This is a genomic window from Streptomyces sp. CB02056 (assembly GCF_001905545.1).
Taxonomy (GTDB): domain Bacteria; phylum Actinomycetota; class Actinomycetes; order Streptomycetales; family Streptomycetaceae; genus Kitasatospora.
In genome coordinates this window covers 301,624-322,454 of sequence record NZ_LIPD01000002.1, presented here as the reverse complement: position 1 = coordinate 322,454, position 20,831 = coordinate 301,624, and the positions used below count along the sequence as shown (strand labels likewise).

At 74.8% G+C, this 20,831-nt stretch carries 21 protein-coding genes; 13 read left to right on the top strand and 8 right to left on the bottom strand.

The window, feature by feature from the left end; translation table 11 throughout:
* Positions 1–404: 404 nt before the first annotated feature.
* Positions 405–1,307, bottom strand: a complete 903-nt coding sequence (locus AMK13_RS05520) for an alpha/beta fold hydrolase (protein WP_074001382.1) — start codon at positions 1,305–1,307, stop codon at positions 405–407.
* Between the two features lie 221 nt (positions 1,308–1,528).
* On the opposite strand from AMK13_RS05520, the gene AMK13_RS05515 reads away from it, so the two are divergent.
* From AMK13_RS05515 to AMK13_RS05505, 3 genes are all read left to right on the top strand, one after another.
* A complete protein-coding gene (locus AMK13_RS05515) occupies positions 1,529–2,191 on the top strand; it encodes a TetR/AcrR family transcriptional regulator (protein WP_049660673.1) in 663 nt (220 codons plus the stop codon).
* A gap of 131 nt (positions 2,192–2,322) precedes the next feature.
* Positions 2,323–2,550: a DUF3107 domain-containing protein gene (locus AMK13_RS05510; protein ID WP_049660675.1), complete on the top strand. Its 228-nt coding sequence runs from the start codon at positions 2,323–2,325 to the stop codon at positions 2,548–2,550.
* A 171-nt stretch (positions 2,551–2,721) separates the two neighbouring features.
* The gene (locus AMK13_RS05505; RefSeq protein ID WP_074001381.1) at positions 2,722–3,048 is read left to right on the top strand and encodes a hypothetical protein; all 327 of its coding nucleotides are present in this window, start codon (positions 2,722–2,724) and stop codon (positions 3,046–3,048) included.
* Between the two features lie 24 nt (positions 3,049–3,072).
* Here the strand turns inward: AMK13_RS05505 and AMK13_RS05500 are convergent, their stop codons facing one another.
* A complete protein-coding gene (locus AMK13_RS05500) occupies positions 3,073–3,801 on the bottom strand; it encodes a ferritin-like fold-containing protein (protein ID WP_049660234.1) in 729 nt (242 codons plus the stop codon).
* A 693-nt stretch (positions 3,802–4,494) separates the two neighbouring features.
* Between AMK13_RS05500 and AMK13_RS05490 the strand changes: the two genes are divergently transcribed.
* From AMK13_RS05490 to AMK13_RS05475, 5 genes are all read left to right on the top strand, one after another.
* Positions 4,495–6,579: a DEAD/DEAH box helicase gene (locus tag AMK13_RS05490; RefSeq protein ID WP_241852762.1), complete on the top strand. Its 2,085-nt coding sequence runs from the start codon at positions 4,495–4,497 to the stop codon at positions 6,577–6,579.
* A 126-nt stretch (positions 6,580–6,705) separates the two neighbouring features.
* The gene (locus AMK13_RS05485) at positions 6,706–7,587 is read left to right on the top strand and encodes an alpha/beta fold hydrolase (RefSeq protein ID WP_049654106.1); all 882 of its coding nucleotides are present in this window, start codon (positions 6,706–6,708) and stop codon (positions 7,585–7,587) included.
* Positions 7,588–7,983: 396 nt separating this feature from the next.
* Positions 7,984–8,142 (top strand): hypothetical protein, encoded by a 159-nt coding sequence (locus AMK13_RS43365; RefSeq protein WP_158077673.1) that lies wholly within the window; start codon positions 7,984–7,986, stop codon positions 8,140–8,142.
* A gap of 308 nt (positions 8,143–8,450) precedes the next feature.
* Positions 8,451–9,089 carry a DUF6758 family protein gene (locus AMK13_RS05480; RefSeq protein ID WP_063780222.1) on the top strand — a complete coding sequence of 213 codons (639 nt, stop codon included), beginning with the start codon at positions 8,451–8,453 and terminating at the stop codon, positions 9,087–9,089.
* A 50-nt stretch (positions 9,090–9,139) separates the two neighbouring features.
* The gene (locus AMK13_RS05475; protein WP_074001379.1) at positions 9,140–10,000 is read left to right on the top strand and encodes a PHP domain-containing protein; all 861 of its coding nucleotides are present in this window, start codon (positions 9,140–9,142) and stop codon (positions 9,998–10,000) included.
* An 89-nt stretch (positions 10,001–10,089) separates the two neighbouring features.
* On the opposite strand, the gene AMK13_RS05470 is transcribed toward AMK13_RS05475, so the two are convergent.
* Positions 10,090–10,731: a suppressor of fused domain protein gene (locus AMK13_RS05470; RefSeq protein WP_079271871.1), complete on the bottom strand. Its 642-nt coding sequence runs from the start codon at positions 10,729–10,731 to the stop codon at positions 10,090–10,092.
* 484 nt (positions 10,732–11,215) lie between these two features.
* Here AMK13_RS05470 and corA point away from each other — a divergent pair, with 484 nt between their 5' ends.
* The gene (corA, locus tag AMK13_RS05465; RefSeq protein WP_049654109.1) at positions 11,216–12,337 is read left to right on the top strand and encodes a magnesium/cobalt transporter CorA; all 1,122 of its coding nucleotides are present in this window, start codon (positions 11,216–11,218) and stop codon (positions 12,335–12,337) included.
* Between the two features lie 60 nt (positions 12,338–12,397).
* Here corA and AMK13_RS05460 read toward each other — a convergent pair whose 3' ends face one another.
* Positions 12,398–13,366, bottom strand: a complete 969-nt coding sequence (locus AMK13_RS05460) for a DMT family transporter (RefSeq protein ID WP_049654111.1) — start codon at positions 13,364–13,366, stop codon at positions 12,398–12,400.
* Between the two features lie 85 nt (positions 13,367–13,451).
* On the opposite strand from AMK13_RS05460, the gene AMK13_RS05455 reads away from it, so the two are divergent.
* The 4 genes from AMK13_RS05455 (at position 13,452) to AMK13_RS05440 (ending at position 17,281) form a co-directional block, all read left to right on the top strand.
* Positions 13,452–13,991, top strand: a complete 540-nt coding sequence (locus tag AMK13_RS05455) for a hypothetical protein (RefSeq protein ID WP_074001560.1) — start codon at positions 13,452–13,454, stop codon at positions 13,989–13,991.
* Positions 13,992–14,119: 128 nt separating this feature from the next.
* Entirely contained in the window at positions 14,120–15,418 is a 1,299-nt protein-coding gene (locus AMK13_RS05450; protein WP_049654112.1) for a magnesium transporter MgtE N-terminal domain-containing protein, read from the top strand.
* On the top strand, positions 15,408–16,064 hold the full coding sequence (locus tag AMK13_RS05445) for a DUF1003 domain-containing protein (protein WP_079271870.1): 657 nt from the start codon (positions 15,408–15,410) through the stop codon (positions 16,062–16,064). The genes AMK13_RS05450 and AMK13_RS05445 overlap by 11 nt, the downstream gene beginning before the upstream one ends.
* 56 nt (positions 16,065–16,120) lie before the next feature.
* Positions 16,121–17,281 carry an Mrp/NBP35 family ATP-binding protein gene (locus tag AMK13_RS05440; RefSeq protein WP_049654113.1) on the top strand — a complete coding sequence of 387 codons (1,161 nt, stop codon included), beginning with the start codon at positions 16,121–16,123 and terminating at the stop codon, positions 17,279–17,281.
* Positions 17,282–17,349: 68 nt separating this feature from the next.
* Here the strand turns inward: AMK13_RS05440 and AMK13_RS05435 are convergent, their stop codons facing one another.
* The 4 genes from AMK13_RS05435 to sigE form a co-directional block, all read right to left on the bottom strand.
* Positions 17,350–18,018, bottom strand: coding sequence for a hypothetical protein (locus AMK13_RS05435; protein ID WP_049654115.1), 669 nt, complete (start codon positions 18,016–18,018; stop codon positions 17,350–17,352).
* Between the two features lie 222 nt (positions 18,019–18,240).
* On the bottom strand, positions 18,241–18,681 hold the full coding sequence (locus AMK13_RS05430; RefSeq protein ID WP_074001378.1) for a sec-independent translocase: 441 nt from the start codon (positions 18,679–18,681) through the stop codon (positions 18,241–18,243).
* A gap of 160 nt (positions 18,682–18,841) precedes the next feature.
* Entirely contained in the window at positions 18,842–19,723 is an 882-nt protein-coding gene (locus tag AMK13_RS05425; protein WP_158077672.1) for a zf-HC2 domain-containing protein, read from the bottom strand.
* A gap of 122 nt (positions 19,724–19,845) precedes the next feature.
* On the bottom strand, positions 19,846–20,577 hold the full coding sequence (sigE, locus tag AMK13_RS05420) for an RNA polymerase sigma factor SigE (protein WP_049655634.1): 732 nt from the start codon (positions 20,575–20,577) through the stop codon (positions 19,846–19,848).
* Between the last annotated feature and the right edge of the window lie 254 nt (positions 20,578–20,831).

Sequence of the window (20,831 nt, the reverse complement as noted above, 5' to 3'; positions counted from 1 at the left end):
AGCCGGGGCCGGCGCCGCGGTGCCTCCGGGCGGCCCGCCGGCGGCCGGGTCGCGGACGCGCCGCGTTCCGTTCCCCCGGGCGCCCGCTCCGGCGGTCGGGCCCGACCCGCCGGGACCTCGGCCGCGACCGCCCTCCGGTTCCTCCGGCGGCCGCGACTCCCCCACACCTGTTCGGTCCGACAGCAGAAAGGTAGGACCGGCCCGGGCCGATCCATCGGTCACATGCCTGCCTGCCACCTGATCGAGTGAACCGACGTGACCTCGACCGGGACCAGGGCGTTACCGGGCGGTATGCGCGGCCGCCCGCGCGGCCCCGCCCGGGCGCGCGGTCGGCCCGCCACGGCACGCGCTCAGCCCCTGGTCCGCGCCCGGCCCGCCGTGTGCGCCCGGGCCGTGGTCCGCGCTCAGCCCGCGGTGTGCGCGATCAGCTCCCGCACCGCGCGGGCGACCTCGTCGGGGTGCTCCATCATCGCCACGTGCCCGGACTCCGGCAGCACCAGCAGCCGGGCGTCCGGGAAGGCCGCGCAGGCGCGGCGGGCCGAGCGGTAGGAGACCAGCTTGTCGCGCAGCCCGTACACCAGCAGCACCGGCGCCTCGACCCGCTCGGCCTGCCGCCACAGCGCCTGGTCGCCGCGCTCGGTGTACGCCGAGACGATGCCGCGGGCCGAGCCGACCAGCGCCTGCATCGCGTGCGGCACCTCCAGCCGGCGCCGGTACTCGGCCACCGCCTGGGCCCGGGCCGCCGGGCTCAGACTGCCCGGGTCGCCGTAGACCAGCCGCAGCAGGTCCTCGGTGGCCGCCTCGGCGTCGCGCCCGCCCGCGGACAGCCGGCGCAGCACCGCGGGCACCCCGGGCACCGCGAGCAGGGCGGTCGGCCAGGCGGAGTGCTGCGGGGGCAGCTCGGGCAGGGCCGGGGAGACGAGGGTGAGGCTGCGCACCAGGTCCGGGCGCAGCGCCGCCAGCCGGACGGCGACCGCGCCGCCCAGCGAGTTGCCGAACAGGTGGACCGGGCCGCGGCCGGAGGCCTCCAGGTAGCCGATCACCGCGCGGACGTGGCCGGAGACGGTGAGGTTGCCGTCGGTGGGCGGGTGGGAGCGGCCGAAGCCGGGCAGGTCCACGGCCTCGCCGTCGACCTGTCCGCCGAGCCGGTCCATCAGGGCCTCCCAGTTGGCGGCCGAGCCGCCGAGGCCGTGCACGAAGAGCCCGGGCTCGCGCCCGTCGGCGGCGCCGTCGACGGCGGGTCGGTGCACCGCGAGCACCGCGCCGGGGACCTCGACCGTACGTACCTGCTGCTCAGCGCTGCTCATGGTGGACGATGGTAGTGAGCCCGCCCCGGGAACCCCGGGGTGGTCCGGCCGCCGGCCGCCTCCGTTCCACCACTGCCGAGGCCGAGGTCAGCGCCGTATTGTGGGCTCCTGACAACCAGGCCGATCGTCTTTTCTCGCCTTCGCCGAACGCGGACGCGGTTACCGAAAAGTAGAATCGGCCATCTTGCCAGCCGCGAACAGACCCCGAAGTGAGGAGCGCCGTGACGGCCATCCAGGAGGCGCAGGAGCGCCCGCGCGGTGCCCGCCTGCCGCGAAGCGCCCGCCGTGAACAACTGCTCGGTGCCGCCCAGGAGGTGTTCGTCGCGCAGGGCTACCACGCGGCCGCCATGGACGACATCGCCGACCGCGCCGGGGTGAGCAAGCCGGTGCTCTACCAGCACTTCCCCGGGAAGCTGGAGCTGTACCTGGCGCTGCTGGACAAGCACTGCGACGCCCTGGTCGAGTCGACCCGCGAGGCGCTGTCGGCGACCACCGACAACAAGCAGCGGGTGGCCAACACCATGGAGGCGTACTTCAACTACGTCTCCAGCGAGTCCGGCGCCTTCCGGCTGGTCTTCGAGTCGGACCTGACCAACGAGCCGGCCGTGCGCGAGCGGGTCGAGCGGGCCTCCGAGGCGAGCGCGACGCTCGTCAGCAAGGTGATCCAGGAGGACACCGACCTGCCGGAGGCGGAGTCCAAGCTGCTCGCCGCCGGGGTCTGCGGCCTGGCCCAGATCACCGCCCGGTACTGGCTGTCGCAGGGCCTGGCGATCCCCCGCGACGAGGCGGTCCGGCTGGTCGCCAGCCTGTCCTGGCGCGGTCTGAAGGGCTTCCCGATGCACCCGGGCGAGCAGTCCGGCGAGGGCACCGCCCACCAGGGCTGATCCGCCGACCTTCGCCGGGCCGGGGATCCGGTGCTCTATGGTGAAGCCGTACGGCACGGTCGCCGCGAACGCTTGTCCCAGGCGGTCCGGTGCCCGTGCGTGGAGGCTGCAACCCCGGAGGGACGGAAGCCGTGGAGGTCAAGATCGGCGTGCAGAACGCGCCCCGCGAGATCGTGATCGAGAGCTCGCAGACTGCCGATGAGGTCCAGAGCGCGGTCGCGAAGGCGCTGGAGGGCTCGGAGAAGATCTTCGCGCTGTCCGACGAGCACGGCCGTCGCATCATCGTCCCGGCCGAGCGCCTGGCGTACGTGGAGATCGGCGAGTCGGCCGCCCGCAAGGTCGGCTTCGGCACCGCCTGAGGCGCCGCAGCACAGCATCGTCCGGTGCCCCGTTCCCGCGAGGGAGCGGGGCACCGTCGTGTCCGGGGGCGCTGTGGCCCGTGGGGCTGCGTCGCGTGTACGAGCGGGTGGGGCGGGGTACGGCGAGGGTGCGGCGCCGGTGCCGCACGCCCGTCCCCCCGGGAGGCAGCCTTGCTGGTCGAGTCGATCGTCTTCGCCCTCGTCGGCCTGGTCACGGGCGGCACGGCCCTGCTGGCCCGGCCGGCGTACTTCCGGGCCGCCCGGGCCCTGGTCCTGGGCACCGCGCTGGCGGCGGCGCTGGTCGGCGGGGTGGTCGCGCACTTCAGCGTGGACGGCCGCCAGCCCGCGGTGTCCGTCGCGGCCGCGGCGGTGGCCTCGGGCGTGCTCACCTCGCTGCTGGCCCGGCCGGACCTCGCCGCGGGGCGCGCCCCGGCCCACCGGCACCACCCGCACCGGCCCGGCACCCACCGCGCGGCGCGGCGGCACCGGGCGGCCTGAGCACCCCCGGTAGGTCGCGGGCCGCTAGGAGGCCAGGCCGAGGGCGGCCATCCGCTTGGTGTGCGCCTCGGTGATCCGGTTGAACATCTTGCCGACCTCGACCAGGTCGAAGCCCTGCACCTGGACGCCGCCGACCAGCAGGTTGGACAGCGCGTCGCGCTCGGCGACCACCCGCTGGGCCTGGCTGAGCGCCTCGCCCATCAGCCGCCGGCCCCACAGGGCGAGCCGGCCGCCGGCCCGCGGGTCGGCCTCGATCGCCTGGCGGACCTTGTCGACGGCGAACTGGGCGTGGCCGGTGTCGGACATGACGCTCAGCACCAGGTCGCGGGTGTCGTCGTCCAGCCGGACGGCCACCTCGCGGTAGAAGTCGGTCGCGATGGCGTCGCCGACGTAGGCCTTGACCAGGCCCTCCAGCCAGTCCGAGGGCGCCGTCATCCGGTGGAACAGCTCCAGCGGCTCGACGAACGGCCGCATCGCCTCCTGCGGGTCGGCGCCGACCTCGGCGAGCCGGTCGTGCAGCCGCTGGTAGTGCTGGAACTCGGCGGAGGCCATCCGGGCCAGCGCCGCCTTGTCGGCGAGGTCGGGCGCCAGCTTGGCGTCCTCGGCGAGCCGCTCGAAGGCGCTCAGCTCGCCGTACGCGAGCGCGCCGAGCAGGTCGAGCACCGCCGCCCGGTAGCCGGGGTCGGCCGAGCACGCGGCCCAGTCCCCGATCGAGCCGGCCGCCGCGTCCTGCGTCTCACCATGGGTCTCCATGACCCGCAACTTTAGTCCCGCCCGCCTGTCCGCCCCACCACCAGGCACACCCGGGTGACCGCCCGGACCGGCCGCTCCGGTGGCAGTTGCCGGGGGCAATGTCAGACGCGTCACGTGTTCGAGTCGTCGCCTGACTGTATGGTGGTACGGAGCCCGTCGTGTTCGCATGGTGTCACCGCCGTCTCGGTACCCCGCGCGAACCCTCCGTAGCGGCACCGTCCAACCGGACGTGTCCGCACCGGTGGCACGGGTACTCACGTACGCGGATGCCCGGTCGGAGAGCCGATCGGCTCCGACCATGGCTTGGACCTCAAGCCTTGGCACCGCATCAGTGGCCGAGCGAGGGCCGCCGAGACCACGCCCCGAGGCGGAGGTCCCGCGCAGGTCCCTCACGGGAATCCTCCCCGACGCCGCCGGCGACGCGCCCCGCACCGGGCAGCGCGCACCGGCCGGCCGCAGGGACCGGCGCGGTTGTGCGTCCGCGCAGCTGTACCAGGGCCGTCCAGGCCCGTAGACAGCCGCGCGGCTGCCCGCCCGCCGCTCGCTCTCGGCCCTTTCGAAAACGGAAGAGGCAGCACCCTGTCCACCACCGCTGAACCCATCAAGACGACCTTCCGGGACCTGGGGATCCTCCCGGAGACCGCCGAGGCACTCGAGTCCGTCGGCATCGTCCACCCCTTCCCCATCCAGGAGATGACCCTCCCGGTCGCGCTGACCGGCCACGACGTCATCGGCCAGGCCAAGACCGGCACCGGCAAGACCCTCGGCTTCGGCCTCCCGCTGATCGAGCGGGCCATCGTGCGCGCCGACGTGGACGCGGGCCGGGCGACCGAGGAGCAGCTCTCCGACTTCCCGCAGGCGCTGATCGTCGTCCCGACGCGCGAGCTCTGCACCCAGGTCACCAACGACCTGCAGACCGCCGGCAAGGTCCGCAACGTCCGCGTGCTCGCGGTCTACGGCGGCCGGGCGTACGAGCCGCAGGTCGAGGCGCTCAACAAGGGCGTCGACATCGTCGTCGGCACCCCGGGCCGTCTGCTGGACCTCGCCGGGCAGAAGAAGCTGAACCTGTCGAAGGTCCGCGCGCTGGTCCTGGACGAGGCCGACGAGATGCTCGACCTGGGCTTCCTGCCCGACGTCGAGAAGATCATCACCATGCTGCCGGCCAAGCGGCAGACCCTGCTGTTCTCGGCCACCATGCCGGGCCAGGTCATCAGCCTCGCCCGCCGGTACATGAGCCAGCCGACCCACATCCGGGCCGCCGCCCCGGACGACACCGGCGCGACCGTCGCCAACATCGAGCAGCACATCTTCCGTGCGCACTCGCTGGACAAGGTCGAGATGGTCTCGCGCATCCTGCAGGCCGACGGCCGCGGGCTGGCGATGATCTTCTGCCGCACCAAGCGCACCGCCGCCGACGTCTCCGACCAGCTGACCCAGCGCGGCTTCGCGGCCGGCGCGGTCCACGGCGACCTCGGCCAGGGCGCCCGCGAGCAGGCCCTGCGGGCCTTCCGCAACGGCAAGGTCGACGTGCTGGTCTGCACCGACGTCGCGGCCCGCGGCATCGACGTCGAGGGCGTCACCCACGTCATCAACTACCAGTGCCCCGAGGACGAGAAGACCTACCTGCACCGGATCGGCCGCACCGGCCGGGCCGGCGCCTCCGGCACCGCCGTCACCCTGGTCGACTGGGACGACATCCCGCGCTGGCAGCTCATCAACAAGGCGCTGGACCTGTCGTTCAACGACCCGGAGGAGACCTACTCCACCTCGGCGCACCTGTACGAGCTGCTGAAGATCGCGCCGGGCACCAAGGGCATCCTGCCGCGCTCGGAGCGCACCCGCGCCGGGCTCAACGCGGAGGAGGTCGAGGACCTCGGCGAGACCGGTGGACGCGGTGCCCGCGCACCCCGCGGCGGTCGCGGTGGGCGCGGCGGCCAGGGCGGCTCGGACCGTCCGGGCGCCGGCTCCGGCTCCGACCGTCCGGGCTCCGACCGTCCGGGCTCCGGCGCGGCCGAGGCCGAGGAGCAGAAGCCGCGCCGCAACCGTGAGCGCCGCCGCACCCGTCGGGGCGCGGCGGTCGGCACCGAGGGCGAGGCCGTCGCCGGCGTGACCGAGGCCGCCGCGGCGGCTCCGGCCGTCGAGGGCGCCGAGGGCGAGGGCGCGCCGCGCCGTCGCCGCCGCCGCTCGCGCGGCAGTGCCGCCGCTGCCGAGGCCGTCGTGGCGGTCGAGGCGACTCCGGTCGCCGAGGCCGTCGTGGCCGAGGCCGTGGCGGTCGTCGAGGCCGCCGTCGAGGCGATCGCGGAGGCTCCGGCCCCGGCGAAGAAGGCCACCCGCACCCGGACCCGCAAGCCGAAGGCGGAGGCCGTCGAGGCCGTCGAGACCGCCGCCCCGGTCGTCGAGGCGGCTCCGGTCGCCGAGGCGGTCGTCGAGGCTCCGGCCCCGGCCAAGAAGGCCACCCGGGCCCGCAAGCCGAAGGCGGAGGCCGTCGAGGCCGCCGCCCCGGCCGCCGAGGCCACCGAGGCTCCGGCCCCGGTGAAGAAGGCCACCCGCGCCCGGAAGCCGAAGGCCGAGGCCGTCGAGGCGGCTCCGGTCTCCGAGACCGCCGCCGAGGCTCCCGCCCCGGCCAAGAAGGCGACCCGGGCCCGCAAGCCGAAGGCCGTCGCCGAGACCGCCCCGGAGGCCCCGGCCGCCGAGGCCGCCACCGAGGTCCCGGCCCCGCGCAAGCGCACCCGCACCCGCAAGGCGGCGGCGCCCGTGGAGGCCACCCCGGAGAGCTGACACCCCCGTGTCTCCCCCGAGGGGGCGGGCCAGGCCACCCGGCCCGGCCCGCCCCCTCGGGCGTTCCGCCCGCCTCTAAGCTCGGGGCGTCGGGGAGCGCCGACAGGACAGCAGGGAGAGCAGCCCATGAGCACGCCGCCGTTTCTGACGCTGCCCGGGTGCGCGCGGGCCGAGCGGCTGGTGACCGGCCGCGGGGAGTTCGCGGCGCTGCGGGCGGAGCCGGCCGGGCCGGTGCGCGGCTCGGCGCTGCTGGTGCCGGGGTTCACCGGCAGCAAGGAGGACTTCATCGCGCTGCTGGAGCCGCTGGCGGCCGCCGGGTACCGGGTGACGGCCGTGGACCAGCGCGGGCAGTACCAGACCGGCGGTCCGGACGATCCGGCGGCGTACGCCGTCGGGGCGCTCGGCGCGGACGTACGGGCGCTCACCGGGGTGCTGGCGGCCGAGGCCGGGGGCGCCCCGCCGCACCTGCTGGGGCACTCCTTCGGCGGCCAGGTGGTGCGCGAGGCGGTGCTCGCCGCGGCCGCGGAGGGCCCGCTGCCCTGGCGGTCGCTGACCCTGGTGTCCACCGGCCCGGGCGCGATCGACCCGGCCGAGGCGGTCCGCACCGGGCTGCTGCTGGACGCCCTGCGGGGGATGGACCTGGAGCAGATCTGGCAGGTCATGCGGCAGCTGGAGGCGGAGAGCGGGCAGCCGCGGCCGAGCCTGGAGCCGGCCGTCGCGGAGTTCCTGCACCGCCGCTGGCTGGCCAACGTGCCGCGGGCGCTGTCCGTCACCGGCGCTCACCTGGTGGCCGCGCCGGACCGGGTGGCGGAGCTGGCCGCCGCCACCGCCGGGCTGCCGGTGCTGGTGCTGTCCGGGGTGCGGGACCACGCCTGGCCTGTCCCGGAGCAGACCGCGATGGCCGAGCGCCTGGGCGCCCGCCGGGTGGTGGTCGCGGACGCCGGCCACTCCCCCAACGCCGAGCAGCCGGCCGCCACGGCCGGGGCGCTGGCCGCGTTCTGGGCCTGACCGACGCGGTCGGGGCCGCGCCGGTTCCCCCGGTCCGCCGAAAGTGGTCTGTACCACTTCTTCAAGTTCGATCGGCTTCAACACAGGACAAAATTCGTTAGTTACGGTAATCTTTGATTCTGTCCGGGAATCATCGCCGGCCTCCACCGCGGCACCGATCACCCGAAACCTGGGCTTTACGGACGGGCAACGGCCCGGTAGCACCGCCACGACACCGTGGTGCACGAGGCACTGGACGCACCAGGCAAGCAGGGGGAGCCCTTGCCGCAGCAGACCGCCACACGCGCGACGACCCGCCCGATCCGGCCTCACCTCCGGATCCGCAAGACCCCGAGAGAGCTGATACCGACTCAGCCGCCCCCGCCCCGCCCCGCGGGGCCAGGAAAGGAGACGCCCATGACGAAGACCATGCGCTTCGAGATCGTCCGACTCGACGAGACCAACGGCTCCGCCGCCGACCGCCAGATCGCCGACGCCGCCACCGTGCGCGAGGTCGTCCAGGCCGCCGCCCGCACCGGCGAGCGCCTGCTCATCCGTCCGTGCCCGACCGTCTGACCCGGCGCGGCGCCTCCGACCGGGAGGCCTCACCCGCCGCCGACGAGCCGGGAGCGTCCGATCCGGACGTTCCGATACCCGACTGACGCCCCGTCACCGCATTCGCCGATGACGGGGCGTCAGTGTTTCCGGGGTCGACGCCCCGGACGTTTGCCGCCGCCCGGGACGGGACATCCCCCAACGGGAACCGCCCGTGCCACGCCCACCCGGCGCCGGTCCGGGCGCCCGCCACCGACAGGTGCCGCCGAGCCCTCCGTACGGGTGATCGTCCTTGACGCGGCGGTCCGGAGGGAGGAGCGTTGACGGCTATGAGGGGCGAGCCCAGCTGCCCGAGGTGCGCCGGTCGGGTCCGCGCCCCCGGTCTGTTCTCAGACACCTGGCAGTGCGACCGGCACGGAGCCGTGCACCCGATGCAGCCCGTGCTGCCCCCGAGTGTGGAGGCCCTCGGCGTCGCCGTCGCCCGCTCCCAGGTCCCGGTCTGGCTGCCCTGGCCGCTCCCGGTCGGCTGGCTCTACACCGGCATCGCCCACGTCGGCGACGACGTCTCGGGCGCCCGGGCCACCGCCGTCGCCTGCTCCGGGCCCGCGCCGCTCGGCGGCTTCGGCGAGCTGGTGCTGGTCGCCGAGGAGCTGGGGGTCGGCCTCGGCGCCCGCTACGCGGGCCTGTCCGGGCCCGACCCGGGCGACTCCGTCGGCCTCTACAAGCCCGCCGACGCCAAACTGCTGGCCGCCGGGCGGCCCACCCCGATGTTCCACGTCCCGGACGCCCCGGCCGACCGCGCGGTGTTCGTCGGCGAGGCCCGCGGGCTCTGGCTCTGGGCGGTCGCCTGGCCCGAGCAGTCCGCGCTGGTGATGTACGACGAGCTGGTGCTGACCGACCTGCGCGAGGCCGGCGCCGAACTGGACCTGCTGCCCTGCGGGGCGCTCTCCCCCCGGCTCCTCGGCTGACGGCTAGGCCTATCCTGGGCGGCACCCACGAGCCTCCAGGAGACCGATCCGTGCGCATCGACCTGCACGCCCACAGCAACGCCTCCGACGGCACCGACAGCCCGGCCGAGCTCGTCGCGGCGGCCGTCGCCGCGGGCCTCGACGTGGTGGCGCTGACCGACCACGACACCGTGGCCGGCCACGCCGAAGCCGCCGGGGCGGTGCGCGCACTGCCCGCGGGCAGCCGGCTGACCGTCGTCCCGGGCGCCGAGCTGTCCTGCGCCGTGGACGGCATCAGCCTGCACCTGCTGGCGTACCTGTTCGACCCCGAGGAGCCGGAGTTCGCGCGCGAGCGGGACCTGGTGCGCACCGACCGGTTCCGGCGCGGGCGGGCGATCGTGGAGCGCTGCCGGGAGCTCGGCGCGGAGATCAGCTGGGAGCAGGTACGGCGGATCGCCGGGGCCGGCTCGGTCGGCCGGCCGCACATCGCCAGCGCGCTGGTCGAGGCCGGCGTGGTCGCCACCGTCTCGGACGCCTTCACCGCCGACTGGCTGGCCAACGGCGGGCGGGCGGACGTCCGCAAGCACGAGACCAACCCGGTCACGGCGGTCCGGCTGGTCCGGGCGGCCGGCGGGGTGCCGGTGTTCGCCCACCCGGGCGCGGTCAAGCGCGGCCGGACGGTCTCCGACCAGGTGATCGCCGACCTCGCGGCGGCCGGACTGGCCGGGCTGGAGGTCGACCACACCGACCACGACGAGGAGACCAGGGAGCGGCTGCGCGGCCTGGCCGGCGAACTCGGCCTGCTGGCCACCGGCTCCAGCGACTACCACGGCACCCGCAAGACCGTACGGCTCGGCGAGCACACCACCGACCCGGAGGTGTACGGGGCGCTGCTGGCGCAGGCGACCGGCGCGAAGCCGATCGAGCGCTGAGCGGACGCGAACGAACACGAACGCCGGGCCAGGGGATCATGAGTCCCTTGGCCCGGCGTTCGGAGTTTCGGAGTACGGCCGGGCGGCGGTCAGTCCAGCCGGACGCCGCGTCGGCCCGGGTCGCGCAGGTCGGCGCCCTGGTCGAGCCAGCGCTCCTGGAGCGCGGCCGCGCCGTGCACCCGCTTCCAGCCCGCCTCGTTGGGCGTCATCGGCAGCAGCGGCAGGAAGCGGACCGGGTCGGCCGGCTCGGCCAGCTCCAGGTCCTCGACCAGGCCGCCCGGTTCGGCCGCGAGCACCGAGGTGAAGGGCGCGCCGTCCCAGAGCGGCGAGCCGAGGTCCAACGAGCCGCCCGGGGCCACCACCAGGCCCTCGACCTGCGGGGTGGCGGCGAAGGTGGCCAGGGTGCGCAGCACGCTGTCGCGCCCGCCCCGGACCGTCAGCACCAGTTCGACGCGCGGGCCGCGCACCTGGTCGGCGACCGGCGCGGTCGGGTCGGCCATCGGCGCGGCGGACATGCCGAGCGTCGCGTACCGCACCAGGCCCTCGGCGTCCGGGCCGAAGCGCAGCACCTCGATCCGGTCGGCGCCGAGGAAGGTGACCGCGGCGCGACCGCCCGGTTCGCCGAAGGTGGAGATCAGCCGGGCCTCGACGGCGGCCAGCACCGCCTCCCGGGTGAGCTCCGGGGAGCTGCCGCCGTGGGGGTCGCCGAAGAGCGGGAAGTCGTGCGCCATGCCGGTGAGCGTAACCCCCGGGGGTTCGCGGGCCGCGTGCGGGCGGGCCGGAGGCGGTGTGACGGCGGTGCGGCGGTGCGCCGTGGCGGGGCAACGGCCGGGCGGGGCAAGGATCCCGTAAAGCCTTCGGAAACCTCCGGGAACCCCTCGGCCTCGACGCCCGGTCAGATGTTAGGGTGAGCGACTGGCCACCGGGATCGTTCGTCCCGGGGCGGCGGCGCGAAGGAGGTGGTTGCGGTGGATACCGGCCGACCATGCAGTACCGGCAGCTCTGCCCGGCCCCGACTTCCCCGTACCCCGCGCCCCGCAGGCCCAACCGGCTGAATCAGCCGCGGTAGCCCCGGGCACAGGCCCCACGGCGGACGGACCGGCCGGGAGAGCACTTTCATCCCCCGTTTCACCGGTGTTCTCCGCCGTCGTACCGCGGCCGAACGTTTTTCCTTCCGCGCGGCCGCGCGACGGTTCCTGCCTCTGGGAGCCTGCCATGTCGATGATCAACAGCCTGCGCGCCGCCGTCCGCACCAACCGCCGCCGGGGCGCGGCCGGTGTCTACGCCGTCCTGCCCGAGGACGCCGGTTCGGCGGTCGTGGACTGCGCGGTCTACCAGCACGGCAAGCGCAGGGGCGAGACGTGCAGCCCGCGCGAGGCCGCCCACCGGGTCAAGGCCGCCCACCAACTCCCCGAGGGCGAGGGCTCGTTCAGCTGGATCGGGCTGCACGAGCCGACCGAGGCCGAGTTCGAGGGGATCGCCCAGCGCTTCGGCCTGCACCCGCTCGCGGTCGAGGACGCGGTGCACGCGCACCAGCGGCCCAAGGTCGAGCGCTACGACGACGTGCTGTTCGCCGTCTTCAAGACCATCCGCTACGTCGAGCACGACCAGCTCACGCCCACCAGCGAGGTGGTGGAGACCGGCGAGCTGATGGTCTTCGCCGGCCGGGACTTCGTGATCACCGTCCGGCACGGCGGCCACGGCTCGTTGCAGGAGCTGCGCCACCGGCTGGAGGCCGACGCCGACGAGGCCGGGCTGCTCTCCAAGGGCCCGGCGGCGGTGCTGCACGCGATCGCCGACCACGTCGTGGACAACTACCTGCTGGTCGCCGAGCGGCTCCAGAACGACGTGGACGAGATCGAGTACGGCGTCTTCTCGGCCAAGGGCGGGCGCAGCGCCGACGTCGGCCGGGTCTACCAACTCAAGCGCGAGGTCCTGGAGTTCAAGCGTGCCGTGGCGCCGCTGCTGCGCCCGATGCAGCAGCTGTCCGAGCCGCTCCAGCGGCTGGTCGACCCGGACATCCAGAAGTACTTCCGGGACGTCGCCGACCACCTGGCCCGGGTCGCCGAGCAGGTGCACGGCTTCGACGAGCTGCTGAACTCGCTGCTCCAGGCGAACCTGGCGCAGGTCTCGGTGGCGCAGAACGAGGACATGCGCAAGATCACCGCCTGGGCGGCGATCTTCGCGGTGCCCACCATGATCACCGGCGTCTACGGCATGAACTTCGAGTACATGCCGGAGCTGCACCACAAGTACGGCTACCCGACGGTGCTCGGCGCGATCGTGCTGATCTGCTTCGGGATGTACCGGGGCTTCCGCCGCAACGGCTGGCTCTGACCGCGCCGACGCCGGCACCCGGGCCCCGCCGAGGGCGGTACCCCCGGCCGGGGCCGGCGGTCAGCGCCGCCCGCCGCGGGCCACCAGGACCAGCCCGAGCAGGATCAGCACCACCGCCGGGTAGGCGGCCGCCGGCGGCCACTGGCCCAGCCAGAGGGCGGCGATCAGCGCCGCGCCCGGCGTCTCCAGCAGGATCGCGGTCGAGGTGACGGACGGCCCGAGGCTGCGCACCACGCGGTTGCTCAGCGAGTGGCCGAGCAGCTGGGCGGCGACCATCAGCAGCACGATCTGCCACCACACCCCGGCCGGCCACCCGGCCAGCGGCGTGCCGGCGACCAGGCAGATCCCCAGCAGCACCACGGCCGTGGTGGCGTAGCAGACCAGGGTGTACGCGGTGGTGCTGACGGTCTTGCGGACCTCGGCGCCCAGCAGCATGTACCCGGCCGCGGCCAGGCCGGCGGCGAGCGCGAGCGCGTCGCCGAGCAGCGCGCGCGGGGAGAGCGAGAGGTCGACGCCGGTCAGCACCAGCACCCCGGCGAAGGCGACGACCGTGCCGAGCCAGACCAGCCGCGGCGCCCGGACGCCCATCAGCCGCATCAGCAGGATGGTCCACAGCGGGGTGGTGGTGACCAGGGCGGTGGCCGAGGCCACCGAGGTCATCCGCAGGCTGGGCATCCAGAGCGCGAAGTGCACGGCGAGCAGCGCCCCGGCGGCCACCGCGAGCAGCAGCGCCCGCCGGCCGATCCCGCGCAGTTCGGCGCGGTGGCGCAGCAGCGCGTACGGGCCGAGGACGCCGACCGACATGACGTTGCGCCAGAGGGCGATCGCCAGCGCGGGCGCGGCGGTGGCGCTGATCAGCGGGCCGGACAGCGAGATGCCGCCGATCGAGACGGCGAGCAGCAGCAGGTCGAGGGTGGGCAGCGGGTGCGCCGGCCCCGGGTCGGCGGTCGCGGGGGCGGCGGAGGGGGCGGTCGCGGGCCGGGCGGCGGGCACGGCGCTCCTTGCTGGTCGCGGGGGTGGGGCGGTCATACGGTAAGGCCCGTGGCGGCGCAATGGAACTGTCGCCCGGAGGCTGAGACGCCCGGTGGACGCCGAAAGCCGTACGCTGTCCGCCATGGACCGTACGCCCGCCGCCGCGACCGCCGACGACTTCCTCGACCGGGCCCTGCTGGAGGAGGCCGCGAAGAAGTCCGGCCTGCTCTGGGTGCGCGCGGACGGGCAGGAGCAGGCCCGGCCGCTGTGGCACGCCTGGCACGACGGCGCGGTCGTGGTGGTCGGCGGGGGCGCCGAGCAGCCGCTGCACGGCCTGGAGCCCGGCGCCGGGGCCGTGGTCACCGTCCGCAGCAAGGACAAGGGCGGCCGGCTGACCGGCTGGAGCGCCCGGGTGGTCGAACCCGCCCCGGGCAGCGAGGCCTGGCTGGGCGCCGTCGAGGAGCTCAAGGGCAAGCGGCTGAACGCGCCCGACACCGACGCCATCACCGAGCGCTGGGCCCGCGAGTGCCGGGTGCTGCGGCTGGAGCCGACCGGCCCGCTCACCGAGCACCCCGGGGCGATGCCGGACGGCTCGCACGCCGCCCGGCCGATGCCCACCCCGGCCACCACCCGGCTGCCGATCCCGGCCGGCCTGCCCAAACTGCTGTTCAAGCGCCGTTAAAGGTTCACGCCCAGGACGTGTCCGGCGGCTACCGTGCCTCCCGGCCGGGCCCGGAGCACGCGGGTAGCCTTGGCCGCGAGTGCGCCCCCGGCGCACCCGGTACGGCGTCGAGCGAGTCGAGGGAGTCCATGGCAGGGCCAGGCACCCGGGTCTTCATCTCCCATCTGTCCGCCATCGCGGTGTTCGACCCGAACGGCGACCAGGTCGGGCGGGTCCGGGACGTGGTCGTGTCGCTGCGGCTCGGCGGCCGCCCGCCGCGCGTGCTCGGCCTGGTGGTCGAGGTGGTCGGCCGGCGCCGGATCTTCCTGCCGATGACCCGGGTGACCAGCCTGGAGTCCGGCCAGGTGCTCACCACCGGCGTGATCAACCTGCGCCGCTTCGAGCAGCGCCCGTCCGAGACCCTGGTGCTCGCCGAGCTGCTGGACCGCACCGTCACCTGGTCCAAGACCGCCGAGGACGTCACCGTGCTGGACGTCGGCATGGTGCAGACCCGGCTGCGCGAGTGGGAGATCAGCAAGGTCTTCGTCCAGGTCGGCCGGGCCGGCCGGCTGCGCAAGGGCAAGGGCGAGCGGCTCACCCTGGACTGGCAGGACGTCACCGGCTTCTCGCTGCCCGAGCAGGACCAGGGCGCGGCCAACCTGCTCGCCACCTTCGAGCAGCTGCGCCCTGCCGACCTCGCCAGCGTGCTGCACCACCTGTCCGCCAAGCGCCGGGCCGAGGTCGCCGCCGCCCTCGACGACGAGCGGCTGGCCGACGTCCTGGAGGAGCTGCCCGAGGACGACCAGGTCGAGATCATCGGCAAGCTCCAGGAGGAGCGCGCCGCCGACGTCCTGGAGGCGATGGACCCGGACGACGCCGCCGACCTGCTCTCCGAGCTGCCCGGCGACGAGGCCGAGCGGCTGCTCCAGCTGATGGAGCCGGACGAGGCCGCGCCGGTGCGCCGCCTGCTGACGTACGAGGAGGACACCGCCGGCGGTCTGATGACCACCGAGCCGATCGTGCTGGAGCCGGACGCGACGGTCGCCGAGGCGCTGGCCCGGGTCCGGGTCAGCGACCACAAGCCCGCGCTGGCCGCGCAGGTCTTCGTCTGCCGCCCGCCGAACGAGACCCCGACCGGCCGCTACCTGGGCACCGTGCACTTCCAGCGGCTGCTGCGCGAGCCCCCGTACGTCCTGGTCGGCTCGCTGGTCGACGACGACCTGGACCCGCTGCCGCCGGACACCCCGCTGTCGCTGATCACCAGCTACCTGGCGACCTACAACCTGGTCGCCGCGCCGGTCGTCGACGACGCGGACCACCTGCTCGGCGCGGTGACCGTCGACGACGTGCTCGACCACCTGCTGCCGGACGACTGGCGCGACGCCGCGCTGCACGCCCACGACGAGGTCCGCGACGACGAGACGGAAGGGGTGACCGATGGACGGTGACCGCAGCGGACGGTCGGACGACTCCGCACGCCGGCGCCTCCAGGGCGAACTGCGCCAGCTGCGACAGCTGCGCGAGCTGCGCACCCGCGAGGGCGCCCGGGACCGGCGCGCGGAGACCGCGCCGATCACCGGCACCGGCCGCGCCCGGCTCGACCAGCCGCGCACCGCCCGGCCCGGCCTGCTCACGCTGCCCTCCTACGACCCGGAGGCCTTCGGCGTCCTGTCCGAGCGGATCGCCCGCTTCCTCGGCACCGGGCGGTTCATCGTCTGGATGACGGTGGTGGTGGTCGTCTGGATAGCGTGGAACACGCTGCTGCCGATGTCCGTGCGCTTCGACGAGTACCCGTTCATCTTCCTGACCCTGGCGCTGTCCCTGCAGGCCTCGTACGCGGCCCCGCTGATCCTGCTGGCGCAGAACCGGCAGGACAACCGGGACCGCGTCAACATGGAGCAGGACCGCGCCCGCAGCGACCGCAACATCGCCGACACCGAGTACCTGACCCGCGAGGTCGCGGCCCTCCGGCACGGGCTCGGCGAGGTCGCCACCCGGGCCTTCATCACTTCTGAACTGGGCAGCATCCGGTCCGAACTCCAGTCCCTGCTCAAGGAGATCGACGAACGCCGGGAGGCCCCCGAGCCGCTGTGACCCGCGGCACGCTACCGACCGGTTAACGACTTCGCCGGGCGCCGTACCATCAAGGCATGGCCAACGAGACAGAGGTCGCGGCCGGCGTCACGGAGGAGTCCGTACGCCAGGCGCTGGCGACCGTCAACGACCCGGAGATCAACCGCCCGATCACCGAGATCGGCATGGTGAAATCGGTCGGGATCGCCGAGGGCGGCGTGGTGAGCGTCGCGGTCTACCTGACGGTCTCCGGCTGCCCGATGCGCGACACCATCGTCACCCGGGTGCGCGAGGCGGTCGGGAAGGTCCCCGGCGTGACCGGCGTCGAGGTCGAGCTCGACGTGATGAGCGACGAGCAGCGCAAGGAGCTGTCCCAGCTGCTGCGCGGCGGCGCCCCCGAGCGGGAGATCCCGTTCGCCAAGCCGGGCACGCTGACCCGGGTCTACGCCGTCGCCTCCGGCAAGGGCGGCGTCGGCAAGTCCTCGGTGACCGTCAACCTGGCGGCCGCGATGGCCGCCGACGGCCTGAAGGTCGCCGTGGTGGACGCCGACATCTACGGCCACAGCGTGCCGCGCATGCTGGGCGTCGAGGGCCGGCCGACCCAGGTCCAGGACATGATCATGCCGCCGCAGGCGAACGGCGTGAAGGTCATCTCGATCGGCATGTTCACCCCGGGCAACGCCCCGGTGGTCTGGCGCGGCCCGATGCTGCACCGCGCGCTCCAGCAGTTCCTCGCCGACGTGTACTGGGGCGACCTGGACGTGCTGCTGCTGGACCTGCCGCCCGGCACCGGCGACATCGCCATCTCGGTGGCCCAGCTGGTCCCCAACGCGGAGATCCTGATCGTCACCACCCCGCAGATGGCCGCCGCCGAGGTGGCCGAGCGGGCCGGCACCATCGCGGTGCAGACCCACCAGAAGATCGTCGGCGTGATCGAGAACATGTCCGGCATGCCGTGCCCGCACTGCGACGAGATGATCGACGTCTTCGGCACCGGCGGCGGCCAGACCGTCGCGGACGCGCTCACCCGCACCGTCGGCGCGACCGTCCCGGTGCTCGGCTCGATCCCGATCGACGTGCGGCTGCGCGAGGGCGGCGACGACGGCCGCCCGGTCGTGCTCGCCGCGCCCGACTCCCCGGCCGGCGTCGCCCTGCGCGCGGTGGCCGGCAAGCTCGGCGGCCGCCAGCGCGGGCTGTCCGGGATGTCGCTGGGCCTGACGCCCAGGAACAAGTTCTGAGACGGTGACGACGAAGGGCCGGGTGGTCGGACCAGACCACCCGGCCCTTCGCCGTACCGCCGCGGGCCCTACGGCCGGGTGTAGGCGGTCAGGTCCGGGACGGTGGAGAAGCCGAGGCCGTACGCGCTGACGCCGCGGCCGTAGGCGCCGAGCAGGACGCCGGGGGCCTCGCCGGCCAGCACCCAGCCGTACTCGGACTCGCGGTAGCGGAAGGGCTGCGGCAGGCCGTTGACCGGCAGGCTGAGGGTGGACCAGCCCGGGCCGGCCAGGTCGTCGGCGAGGTCCCAGGCGAGACTGCTCTGCTGGTCCAGCCAGTCCTGGCGCAGCGCCCGGTCCAGCTGCCCGGGCCAGGTGCCGGCGAGCAGGCCGGAGCCGGCCAGCCACGCGGCGGAGGAGGCGGAGGTCGCCTCCAGGGTGCCGGTGTTGTCGGCGCTGCGGCGGCTGTCCCGGCGGGCCACGGTGACCACGACGGCGAACTTCCGCACGTCGCGCGGCTCGTACCGCTGGGCCGGCTCCTCGCCGTGGCCGAGCGAGCCGTAGTCGACGCTGCCCGCGGTGCGGGGGCCGGCGCCGGCCTGCACCAGGAAGCGACGGCCGGTCCAGCCCTCGTCCAGCCCGTACCAGGGGAAGTCTGCGGACAGGTAGGGCACCAGCGGGTCCGCCGGGCCTGCCTGTCCGCCGACCACCGGGCCGCCGGCCGTGGCCGTCGCCCCTCCCGCCTGACTCGTCGCGTCCATCCCCGGGCCTCCTCAAACACACGTTTGCCTGCCGTGGCGCGCTCCCATGGTGGCGTACCGCGGCGCTCCCCGGGGCCGTTACCGGTCCGCGACGGGGCGCGGTGTGACGGACGGCTCAGCGGGAGCAATCAGCACAATAGCGGCGCACACGCCACCGCCCCGCTCAGCCGGGTGGCCGGGCGGGGCGGTGGCGCGGCGCCGGGGCGCCGTACGCGGGGTCGGTCAGGTGGCGTCGGGGTCGAACGGGGGGCGCTCGCCGGGGGCCAGCGGGGCGCCGGCGGAGGCGGAGGCGGGGGCCGGCGCGGACTTCTCGAAGCTGACGCTGCCGCTGCGGCCGTTGACCGGGGCCGCGGGCTTGTCGTCCAGGACGGAGCGGATGTCCAGCGAGTCCTTCATCCCCTTGAGGCCCAGCGGGTCCTCCTCGCCGCCCATGAGCTGCTTGCGGACGAAGGTCTTGGGGTTCAGGTCCTCGAACTCGAAGTCCTGGAAATCGGGGCCCAGCTCGCTGCGGATGTCCTCCTTCGCGTTGTCGGCGAAGGAACGGATCTTCCGGACGACGTTCATGGTGTCCTGGATCAGCTTCGGCAGTTTGTCCGGACCGAAGATGATGATGGCCATCACGACGAGGGTCAGCACCTCCAGCCCGCTCACGTCGCTGAACACCTTTGGCTCCCTAGCTCGTCGGACGACGGTTCCTACAGGGTAATGGCCACCGGCGAGTCCCTGGTCCACGCTGGGATGAAGCCGTGGTAAAGACCTGCCGGTGGCCGAGGCCGTCCGGACGGGGGATCGAGCGCGCGTCCCGGGTCCGTCGAGGGTTGTTCTAGCGGGTCTGCTGGCGCTGTGCCACGGCGCCCCCGGGGTAGCGCTCCGGGGAGCCCGGCGGGGTCGCGTCGCGGGTCGCGGCGACCGGGCGGCCGGGGAAGTCCACCGGGACCTGGGCGTTCATCGGGACGAGGCCGCCGCCGCGTCCGGTGCCGGAGCCGGGCGGGCTGACGGTGGTGCCGTGGCGCTCCTCGCCCTGCGTGCTGAGCCCGCCGACACCGCCGAGCGTCACCGCGGCGACGGAGAAGGCGCCCGCGGCGGCGAACACCAGCCGGCGGCCCCGCGCGGGCGGGCGGACGACGGCCGCGGAGGACTGCGGACGGGCGGGGGCGACGGTGGGCTCGGGGCGGGCGGAGCGCCGGCCCATCAGCGGCCGCAGCACCGCGCCGCGCCCGAAGGCGCGCGGGTCGACCCCGGGCAGCGGCGTGTCCGCGCCGAGCGCGCCGGCGCCGAAGGAGGCCCCGGCACCGCGGCCGAAGGAGCCGCCGTCGAGCCGGCTGCCGCCGAGCGTCCCGGCGGCGGCGACCCCGCCGCCGGGCAGGTCGTCGTCGTCATCGCGGCGGCCGCGGCCGGCCGGCCAGTCGCCGTCCGCCGGGGCGTCCTCGGGAAGGCCGCCGACGGCCATCAGGCGGGCCATCAGCGCGGAGGACGGGCCGGGCGTGCCGGTGCGGGTCAGCATGTGCTTGACGGCGCGGGCCTCGTCGACCTCGGCGAGGCAGTGCGGGCAGGTCGCCAGGTGGGCCTGGACGCGGTCGCGCGAGTCGTGGCCGAGCTCGCCGTCCAGGAAGGCGGAGAGGCGCTCGCCGAGGTGGTGGTCCTCGGCGGGTGCGGCGGGGCGGACGGGAAGCGCGTGCAGCGCCGTGTCCGCGGGCAGTGCCACCGCGGGCAGCACGGGCTCACCGGGTTCGTCGCCTCCGCGACGGCCCGGCAGGGCCCAGCCCCGTCGGTTCGGGGACCGGTCGGAGGCGTCCGACCGACCCGAACCGGACCGGCTGGTTCCGCTCACGACCGCCTCCGTCCGCGCCCACCGGGCGCGACCGCGGCCTCGACCGCTCCGACGCCGACCGGCACCGGCTCCTCCGAGCCGCCGCGGCGCTCCCGGCCGGGGGCCGAGCCGGGGGCGCGGTGCTTGAGCGCGGCGCGCAGGTGCGAGCGGCCGCGGTGGATGCGGCTGCGGACGGTGCCGAGCTTGACGCCCAGCGTGGCGGCGATCTCCTCGTAGGACAGGCCCTCGATGTCGCAGAGCACCACCGCGGCGCGGAACTCCGGCGCCAGGGTGTCCAGCGCCTGCTGCACGTCGGCGTCGAAGTGGGTGTCGCTGAAGTGCTGGGCCGGGCTCGGCTCGCGGGAGGCGAGCCGCTCGGCCGCGTCCTCGCCGAGCGCGTCGAAGCGGATGCGCTGGCGGCGGCGGACCATGTCCAGGAAGAGGTTGGTGGTGATCCGGTGCAGCCAGCCCTCGAACGTGCCGGGGGTGTACGTGGACAGCGAACGGAACACCCGGACGAAGACCTCCTGGGTGAGGTCCTCGGCGTCGTGCTGGTTGCCCGTCAGGCGGTAGGCGAGCCGGTAGACGCGGGCGCTGTGCGCCTCGACGATCTCCTCCCAGCTGGGCGGAGTCCAGGTCTGCGCGTCGGGACCCTCGGTGAAGGTCGCGAGGGCGGGGGCCTCGGTGGCGCCGCCGGCCGGCGTCGCGGCCACGGGCTGGTCCAGGTCGGAGTGCGCAGGCTGGTTCATCACGGGCTTCGGCGTACGGGCTGACGCGGTGCCGCGGGAGTGCCGCCGCACAGGGACGTCGCCCTCGGCCACACCTCCTCGGTCGGCTCTTCTGCCCAGCAGGGCCACCACCATATCCACCTCACCCGTCAAGCCCGGATAAAAGTGCCCGGGAGGTCTTCCGCACCCGGTCCGTCCTGACAACGGCCCGCCGCCGTACGCGGTTCCCGGTCGGCCAGTAATCTGTGCCAGGAAATATCGACATCCTTCGGCAC